The organism is Ideonella azotifigens, from assembly GCF_006519715.1.
In the GTDB taxonomy this organism is placed as follows: domain Bacteria; phylum Pseudomonadota; class Gammaproteobacteria; order Burkholderiales; family Burkholderiaceae_C; genus Ideonella; species Ideonella azotifigens.
In genome coordinates this window covers 1-8,862 of record NZ_VIDT01000178.1, presented here as the reverse complement: position 1 = coordinate 8,862, position 8,862 = coordinate 1, and the positions used below count along the sequence as shown (strand labels likewise).

Below are 8,862 nucleotides of genomic sequence, written 5' to 3'. Positions count from 1 at the left end.
CTGGTGCTTTGCGCCGCCTGGCTGGCGCTGACTGCTGCGCGGGCCCGCGGCTTGAATTTCATCCTGTCCTGCTTCTGCGTGGTCTGGATGGCCGACATTGCGGCCTACTTCGGTGGGCGTGCCTTCGGCCGCCACAAGCTGGCGCCGGCCATCAGTCCCGGCAAAAGCTGGGAAGGTGTCTGGTCCGGCATGCTGGGCGTGCTGGTGCTGGGCGTGTTGTGGATGCAACTGGAGCCCGTCTGGTTCGGCAGTGCCAGCAGCGTCTTTGCCCAGCTCTGGGCGCGCTTGGGTTGGCTGGGCTGGCCGGTGGCGCTGGTGTTCCTGTCCGCGCTCAGCGTGATGGGCGATCTGGTGGAGTCGATGGCCAAGCGGGCCGTGGGCGCCAAGGATTCCAGCGCCTTGCTGCCTGGGCATGGGGGCATCCTGGACCGTGTGGATGCCTTGCTGCCGGTGTTGCCGGCCATCATGGCCTTGACCAGCTTTTGAGCAGTCCTTTCACGCCGCGCCGCGCCGTCCCGCGATGGCGCAGACTGTGATGTCGGCCTCTTACGTTTTGACGGACTTGTCCATGACCACTCGCCAGCGTCTTTGCATTCTGGGCGCCACCGGTTCGATCGGGACCAGCACCCTGGACGTGGTGGCGCGCCACCCCGATCGTTTCGAGGTCGTCGCCCTGACCGGCCATGCGCGGGTGCCTGAGTTGCTTGCGCAGCTGCGCCAATGGCAACCACGCTTCGCGGCGATGAGCGACCCGGCTGCTGCGGCCGAATTGCGCCGGCAGGTGCGAGAAGCCGGTTTGCCAACCGAGGTGCTGGAAGGCCCGCAGGCGCTGGTCGAGCTGGCCGCGCACGAAGACGTGGACAGCGTGATGGCGGCCATCGTCGGCGCTGCAGGTTTGCCGGCCTGCATGGCCGCTGCACTGGCCGGCAAGCGCCTGCTGCTGGCCAACAAGGAAGCGCTGGTGGTGGGCGGTGCGCAGTTCATGGCCGCCGTGCGGCAGGGCGGTGCGCAATTGCTGCCGATCGACAGTGAACATTCGGCCATCTTCCAGTGCCTGCCGGAAGACCGCGGCACCTGGGCCCAGCGCATTGATCACATCGTGTTGACGGCATCCGGCGGGCCTTTCCGCCAGCGCGACCCGGCCAGCCTGGCCGACGTGACGCCGGACCAGGCCTGCGCGCACCCGAACTGGGTCATGGGCCGCAAGATTTCGGTCGACTCGGCGACGATGATGAACAAGGCGCTCGAAGTGATCGAGGCGCGCTGGCTGTTCGACCTGCAGCCCGAGCAGGTGCAGGTGGTGATCCATCCGCAGAGCATCGTGCACTCGATGGTGGTCTGCCGCGACCAGTCGGTGCTGGCGCAAATGGGCACGCCCGACATGCGCGTGCCCATTGCCTACGGGCTTTCCTTCCCCGCGCGCATCGCCTCCGGCGCCCAAGCCTTGAACTTCCTGAGCCTGCCGCCCTTGACCTTCGAGGCGCCGGAGCGCAGCCGCTTTCCCGGCCTGTTCCTGGCCTGGGACGCGCTGCGGGGGCCGCACGGCAGCACTGCCGTGCTGAACGCGGCCAATGAGGAGGCGGTGGCGGCCTTCCTGGACGGCCGGCTCGGCTTCAACGCCATCCACCAGGCCAATGCGGCAACGCTCGAAGCCTTGCCACCCAAGCTGGACCTTCAGGCGCCTGTCGAGGCCCTGCTGGCGCTGGACCAGGAAGCGCGCGCTGTGGCTCGGGCTGTCATTGCGACTCTGCAACGCTGAGGCGGACTGAGATGGGCTATTACTTCGTTGGCATCGTGTTGATGCTGGGCATCTTGATTCCCATCCATGAGTACGGCCACTACCGTGTCGCTCGATGGTGGGGTGTGCGGATTCATCGGTTTTCGATTGGCTTTGGTCCCGTGCTATGGCGGCGGCAGGCCGGTCCGGATGCCACGGAGTTCACCCTTTCTGCGCTGCCGCTGGGTGGCTATGTGAGGATGTTGGACTCGAGAGAAGGGCCGGTTGCCCATTCGGAGCTAGGGCGTGCTTTTGATCGGCAGCCTTTGAGGGCGCGCATCAGCATTGTGCTGGCCGGACCGCTCGCCAATCTGGCGCTCGCCGTGCTGCTCTACGCTGCCGTCGGCTGGCTGGGCAATGAGGAGCCGCGGGCGGTCTTGGCTACGCCGCCTGCCAACAGTCTTGCCGAAAAAATTGGCTTGCAGGCTGGTGATCAGGTCGTGGCGGTATCGCGTGGTGGCCAGGTGTGGCGTGAACTTAGCGCGATGAGCGAACTGCAGTGGGCGTTGATGCAGGCGCTGTTGGACGGCCAACCGCTTCAGTTGCAGGTGGCCAACCAACAAGGCGAACGTCGTCGTACGCTGACGCTACCGCTTGATCAATTCGCAGGGCAGGAGCCGAGTGTCGATGTGCTTCGACTGGTGGGCATAGGCGCACCATTTCGCGAACCGATGATCGATGCTGTTCTGCCAGGCGGCGCAGCAGCGCAGGCCGGTCTTCAGGCGGGCGACCGCGTGCTGAGCATCGATGGCGAATCCATTCGGGATGCCCAGATGTTGCTGGACCGGATCAGGGGCGCGGGAAGCCTCACGGTGCCCGTCATGCAATGGCAGGTCGAGCGAGCCCAGCAACGGGTGTTGTTGGTGGTCGAGCCGCGCAAGGTGACTGAAGCGGGTCGCACGATTGGTCGCATTGAGGCGCAGGTGGGTGCGCCGGAGTCGACAACGCTCGTGCAACTGGGCTTCTGGGATGGCTTGAGTGCTGGTTGGACGCGCACTGGCGAAATGGCCTGGACCAGCTTGCGCATGCTTGGGCGCGTGGCGACTGGACAAGCTTCTTTACGCAATATCAGCGGGCCGTTGACGATGGCCGACTACGCAGGGAAGGCGATCAAGCGCGGGCTGGTTTACTACCTGGCCTACCTGGCCTTCGTCAGCGTCAGCCTGGGCGTGCTCAACCTGCTGCCGCTGCCGATGCTCGACGGGGGGCACCTGATATATTATCTTTTTGAGGCGGTGACCGGCAGGCCGGTGTCCGACCAGTGGCTCACGTGGCTGCAACGTGGCGGTGCGCTGGTGCTGCTGTTGATGATGTCCATCGCCCTATCCAACGACGTGGCCCGCTTCCTGGGCCTGCAGTGACACTCCTCCCGATGCGATTTTCCCCTCTAGCAAGTTTCTTGCGGCCGGTGCCGGCCTGCGTGGCTCTGATGGCCGCGGGCTTCGCGCAAGTCAGCCTGGCTGTCGAACCTTTCGACATTCGCGACATCCGCGTCGAAGGCTTGCAGCGCAGCGACCCGGGCAGCGTGTTCGCTGCCTTGCCTTTCCGCGTTGGCGACGCCTACAACGATGACAAGGGCGCTGCGGCACTGCGAGCCTTGTTTGCCACCGGCCTGTTCAAGGACGTGCGCATCGAGCTCGATGGCAAGGTCGTGGTGATCATCGTCGATGAGCGTTCGTTCATCGCATCGGTCAACTTCAGCGGCCTGAAGGAGTTCGACAAGGACACCCTCGCCAAGGCGCTGAAGGACAACGGCATTGCAGAAGGCCAGCCGTACGACAAGGCCGTGATCGATCGCGCCGAGCAGGAAATCAAGCGCCAGTACCTGTCGCGCAGCCTGTACGGTGCCGAAGTCGTGACCACCGCGACGCCGGTGGGCGGCAACCGCGTGGACATCACCTTCAACGTGACCGAAGGCAGCGTTGCGAAGATCGGCGACATCCGCATCCTCGGCACGCACGCCTTCTCCGAGTCCACGCTGCTGGGCCTGATGGACCTGACCACTGGCGGCTGGCTGACCTGGTACACCAAGTCCGACCGCTATGCCCGCACCAAGCTCAATGCCGACCTGGAAAAGATCCGCTCGTACTACCTGAACCGCGGCTATCTGGAGTTCGACATCACTTCGTCCCAGGTGACGATCTCGCCGGACAAGCAGAACATCGACATCTCGGTCACGGTCTCCGAAGGCCAGCCCTATGTGGTGGCAGGTGTGCGGCTGGAAGGCGAGTTCCTGGGCCGCGAAGCCGACTTCCGCAACCGTGTCGTGGTTCGGCCCGGCGAGGCCTATCGCGGGGACGATGTGACCGCCACGACGCGGCTGTTCACCGATCTTTACGCCAGCTACGGCTACGCTTTCGCCAAGGTCGAATCGCGGCCGGAGATTGATCGCAAGACCGGCCAGGTCGTGCTGGTGCTGCAAGGTGCGCCAGGCCAGCGTGTGAATGTTCGCCGCGTCAACATTGCCGGCAACTCCATCACCCGCGACGAAGTCATTCGCCGCGAGTTCCGGCAGTTCGAAGGTGCCTGGTACGACGGCAACAAGATCAAGCTCTCGCGCGACCGTGTCGAGCGACTGGGCTTCTTCAATGAGGTGACGGTCGAGACCAACGAGGTGCCGGGTTCGCCCGACCAGGTCGACCTGGTGATCACCGTGACCGAAAAGCCGACCGGCAGCCTGCAGTTGTCTGCCGGCTTCTCCAGTGCTGACCGGCTCTCGCTGAGTGCGTCGATCCGCAAGGAAAACGTCTTCGGCAGCGGCAACTACCTCGGCTTCGACATCAACACCAGCAGGTCCAGCCGAAGCCTGTCGGTCAGCACGGTGGACCCGTACTTCACCGATGATGGCGTGTCGCGTGCCATCGAGGTGTACTACCGAACCTCCAAGCCAATCAACAGCCGGGGCGACAAGTTCGAGCTGGCCACGCCGGGTGCCTCGATCCGGTTTGGTGTGCCGTTTACCGAGTTCGATACCGTGTTCTTTGGCGTCGGCGGTGAAGAGACCGTCATTGGCACCTCAGAGGGCCTGCCGCTGAGCTACACCAAGTACGTCGACACCTTTGGTCGCTACAGTTGGGCCACGCCGCTGACGGTGGGCTGGGCGCGGGAAGAGCGCGACAACCCGGTGTCGCCGACACGGGGTCAATACAAGCGCATCAACCTGGACTTGAGCCTCATCGGCGACGTGCGGTACGCGCGCCTGAACGGTCAGATGCAGCACTTCATGGCCGTGCCGTATTTCCCCAAGCTCACCTTGGGCCTGAACGGTGAAATTGGGTATGGCGCAGGGCTGGGTGGTTTGCCTTATCCCACTTTCAAGAATTTCTATGGTGGCGGCCTCGGTTCAGTCCGTGCCTTCGAGCCGAATTCGCTGGGCGACGTGGACGTCACCGGCGTCTACAACGGCGGCAACAAGCGCCTGAACCTGAATGCGGAAATGTATTTCCCGGTGCCAGGCACCGGAAACGACAAGAGCTTGCGCATCTTCACGTTTGCGGACGCTGGCAATGTGTGGGGCGACCACGCAGGCACCGTGACGCAGCAAGACCGTGATCGTGGCCGCACAGGCAGCCTCACCGACATCCGCGCCTCTGCCGGTTTTGGCCTCAGCTGGATCTCGCCTGTGGGCCCATTGAAGATGAGTTACGGCACGCCTTTGCGTTCTTTCAGCGGGGATAAAATCCAGCGCTTCCAGTTTCAGATCGGAACGGCCTTTTGATGATGACTTCGCTTTTGAAATCCCTGTTGGCCGCCGTGGCCCTGTGCGCTGCGCTGGGTGTGTCCGCGCAGGAGCTGAAGATCGGCTATGTCAATGGCGAGCGGGTGCTGCGCGAAGCCACGCCGGCGAAAGCGGCCCAGGCCAAGCTGGAAGCCGAGTTCAAGAAGCGGGAAACCGAGCTGAACGACGTTGGCACCAAGCTGCGCGCCGCGATGGACAAGCTGGACAAGGACGGACCGACATTGCCCGAGGCTGAGCGTAGCCGCCGCCAGCGTGACCTGTCCGACCAGCAGCGCGACTTCGACCGCAAGCGCCGCGAATTGCTGGAAGACCTGAACCAGCGCAAGAACGAAGAGCTTGCCGCGGTGACCGAGCGCGCCAGCAAGGTCATCAAGCAGATCTTCGAACAGGAAAAGTACGACCTGATCCTGCAGGAAGTCGTGTTTGCAGGCCCGCGAGTGGACATCACCAAGAAGGTGATCGACGCGTTGAACGCCGGCAAGTGAATTGCGGCGGCACGAACAATGAACCAAATGCCGGGTGCGACCGCTCCGGTCCGCCTGGCAGAGATTGTTCAGGCCCTGGGCGGTGAATTGGTGGGCGATGCAGCGCTGGAGATCCGGCGCATCGCCTCATTGGAGGCGGCTGACGCGCACAGCATCAGCTTTCTGGCCCAGGCCCGTTTGCGGGCCTTGCTGGACACGACGCAGGCAGGCTGCCTGATCGTGCGGGCCGACCTGAGCGAGGCGGCTCAGGCCCGCGGTGCGGTGATCGTCACCGCCGATCCCTACCTCTACTATGCCCGGCTGTCACGCTGGTGGGCTGAGCGCCGCCGTGCCGCGGTCAAGACCGGCGTGCACGCCAGCGCCGTGATCGGTGAAGGCGTGCGGCTGCATCCCACGGCGAGCATTGGCCCGCAAGCGGTGATCGACGACGGTGCGTTCATTGGCGAAGGCGTGATCATTGGCGCGCACTGCCATGTGGGCGCTGCGGCCGTGATCGGCGCACACACCCGCCTGGCCGCGCATGTGGTATTCGCCGAGGCCTGCCGCATCGGCGAGCGAGGCATGCTGCAAAGCGGCGCGGTCGTCGGCGGAGACGGTTTCGGTTTTGCGCCGTTCGAAGGGCGCTGGGAAAAGATCGAACAGCTTGGCACGGTGCAGATCGGCGACGATGTCGACATTGGCGCCAACACCTGCGTGGACCGTGGCGCGTTGGACGACACGGTGCTGGCCAATGGCGTGAAGCTGGACAACCTGATCCAGATCGCCCACAACGTGCGCATTGGCGAACACACGGCCATGGCCGCCTGCGTGGGCGTGGCCGGCAGCGCGCGCATTGGCGCCCATTGCCTGATCGGTGGTGCGGCGCTGATCCAGGGCCACATCGAGATCGTCGACCATGTGCAGGTATCGGCCGGCAGCTTCGTGATGCACTCGCTGCGCCAGCCGGGTCATTACAGCGGCATCTTTCCGATCGATACCAACGCGAACTGGGAAAAGAACGCAGCCACGCTGCGCCAGTTGTATACCCTCAGAAGTCGCGTGCGCGCGCTTGAACAGCAGAACAAGACACCATGACCCCGACGATGGACATCCACGAGATCCTCAAGCGCCTGCCGCACCGTTACCCCATCCTGCTGGTCGACCGCGTGCTGGAGATGGAAAAGCACGTTCGCATCAAGGCGCTGAAGAACGTGTCGATCAACGAGCCGGTGTTCCTGGGCCACTTCCCGCACCGCCCGGTGATGCCGGGCGTGTTGATCCTGGAAGCCCTGGCCCAGGCGGCTGCGCTGCTGTCCTTCGCGTCCAACGATGTCGATCCAGGTGACGACATGGTGGTGTATTTCGCCGGCATCGATGGCGCCCGTTTCAAGCGGCCGGTCGAGCCGGGCGACCAGTTGATCCTGGAAGCTTCCATCGAACGTGTGAAGTCCAGCATCATCAAGTACAAGGCCCGCGCGACGGTGGACGGCGAGCTCGCCGCCGAGGCCGAGCTGATGTGCACGATGCGCAAGATCTGCTGAGTCCGCCATGACGCAGATCCACGCCACTGCGCTGGTGGACCCGGCGGCCGAGCTGCATGAGTCGGTGCAGGTGGGAGCCTACAGCCTGATCGGCCCGCATGTGCGCATCGGTGCCGGCACGGTGATCGGCCCGCACTGCGTGATTGAAGGTCACACGACCATCGGCGAGCAGAACCGCTTCTTCCAGTTCAGCTCCATCGGCGCGGTGGCGCAGGACATGAGCTATGCCGGCGAACCGGCGGCGCTGGAGATTGGCGACCGCAACACGGTGCGCGAGTTTTGTACCCTCAACCTCGGCACGGCCAAGGAAGATGGCATCACCCGCATTGGCTCGGACAACTGGATCATGGCCTATGTGCACGTGGCCCATGATGTGCGCCTGGGCAGCCACAACGTGCTGGCCAACGGCGTCACGCTGGCCGGCCATGTGCATGTGGGTGACTGGGTGACGATTGGTGGCCTCAGTGGCGTGCTGCAGTTCGTGCACATCGGCTCGCAGGCGATGGTCGGGTTCCAGGCCCATGTCTCGCAGGATGTGCCGCCCTTCATGACGGTAGACGGCAACCCGCTGGTGGCTCGCGCGGTCAACCTGACCGGCCTGCGTCGCCGTGGCTTCAGCAACGAGCGCACCACGGTGATCCGGCAGCTGCACAAGCTGCTGTACCGCTCGTCGCTGACGCTGGAGCAGGCCGTCGAAGGCATGACGGCGCTGAAAGGCCTGCGGCCCGAGGCTGATGCTGACATCGACACGATGCTGGACTTCCTCGCGGCCGCCAAGCGCGGCATCGTGCGCTGAGCGCCGGCCCGCACCCATGACGAACCCGGCCCCGCGCCTGGCAATGGTGGCCGGCGAAGCTTCTGGCGACCTGCTGGCCAGCCTGCTGCTCAAAGGCCTGCACGCACGCTGGCCAGGCACGCAGGCGACCGGCATTGGCGGGCCGCGCATGATTGCCGAGGGCTTCAGTGCCTGGTGGCCCAGCGCCAAGCTGTCGGTGTTCGGCTACGTGGACGCCTTGATGCATTTGCGCGAGTTGCTGCGCATCCGCAGCCAGTTGCGCGAGCGCCTGCTGGTCGAGCGGCCGGACGTCTTCATCGGTGTCGACGCGCCCGATTTCAACTTCGGCCTGGAGACTGCATTGCGAGCCGGTGGCCTGCGCACGGTGCACTTCGTCTGTCCGTCGATCTGGGCCTGGCGCGGAGAGCGCGTCAAGAAGCTGGCCGCCGCGGCGGACCATGTGCTGTGTCTGTTCCCGTTCGAGCCAGCGCTATTGGCCGAACACGGCGTGGCCGCGACCTTCGTAGGCCATCCGCTGGCCGACCTGATTCCGCTGGCGCCGCCAC

The 8,862-nt window shown here is 64.6% G+C and carries 9 protein-coding genes; all 9 read left to right on the top strand.

Features of this window, described 5'->3' with window-relative positions:
* A partial coding sequence (locus FKP22_RS12950) for a phosphatidate cytidylyltransferase (protein ID WP_170200878.1) occupies positions 1-486 on the top strand: 486 nt, incomplete at its 5' end.
* Positions 487-568: 82 nt separating this feature from the next.
* Positions 569-1,759: a 1-deoxy-D-xylulose-5-phosphate reductoisomerase gene (locus tag FKP22_RS12945; RefSeq protein ID WP_141287901.1), complete on the top strand. Its 1,191-nt coding sequence runs from the start codon at positions 569-571 to the stop codon at positions 1,757-1,759.
* A gap of 11 nt (positions 1,760-1,770) precedes the next feature.
* Positions 1,771-3,138, top strand: a complete 1,368-nt coding sequence (rseP, locus tag FKP22_RS12940; RefSeq protein ID WP_141287900.1) for an RIP metalloprotease RseP — start codon at positions 1,771-1,773, stop codon at positions 3,136-3,138.
* A gap of 11 nt (positions 3,139-3,149) precedes the next feature.
* Positions 3,150-5,495: an outer membrane protein assembly factor BamA gene (bamA, locus tag FKP22_RS12935; protein ID WP_141287899.1), complete on the top strand. Its 2,346-nt coding sequence runs from the start codon at positions 3,150-3,152 to the stop codon at positions 5,493-5,495.
* Between the two features lie 2 nt (positions 5,496-5,497).
* A complete protein-coding gene (locus FKP22_RS12930) occupies positions 5,498-6,001 on the top strand; it encodes an OmpH/Skp family outer membrane protein (RefSeq protein ID WP_141287902.1) in 504 nt (167 codons plus the stop codon).
* 27 nt (positions 6,002-6,028) lie between these two features.
* A complete protein-coding gene (gene lpxD / locus FKP22_RS12925; protein WP_231012864.1) occupies positions 6,029-7,075 on the top strand; it encodes a UDP-3-O-(3-hydroxymyristoyl)glucosamine N-acyltransferase in 1,047 nt (348 codons plus the stop codon).
* On the top strand, positions 7,072-7,521 hold the full coding sequence (fabZ, locus tag FKP22_RS12920) for a 3-hydroxyacyl-ACP dehydratase FabZ (RefSeq protein WP_141287897.1): 450 nt from the start codon (positions 7,072-7,074) through the stop codon (positions 7,519-7,521). Before lpxD ends, fabZ begins: the two co-directional genes overlap by 4 nt.
* Before the next feature lie 7 nt (positions 7,522-7,528).
* Positions 7,529-8,317 carry an acyl-ACP--UDP-N-acetylglucosamine O-acyltransferase gene (gene lpxA, locus FKP22_RS12915; RefSeq protein WP_141287896.1) on the top strand — a complete coding sequence of 263 codons (789 nt, stop codon included), beginning with the start codon at positions 7,529-7,531 and terminating at the stop codon, positions 8,315-8,317.
* A 16-nt stretch (positions 8,318-8,333) separates the two neighbouring features.
* The coding region (locus tag FKP22_RS12910) for a lipid-A-disaccharide synthase (RefSeq protein WP_375140579.1) at positions 8,334-8,862 on the top strand (529 nt) is incomplete at its 3' end.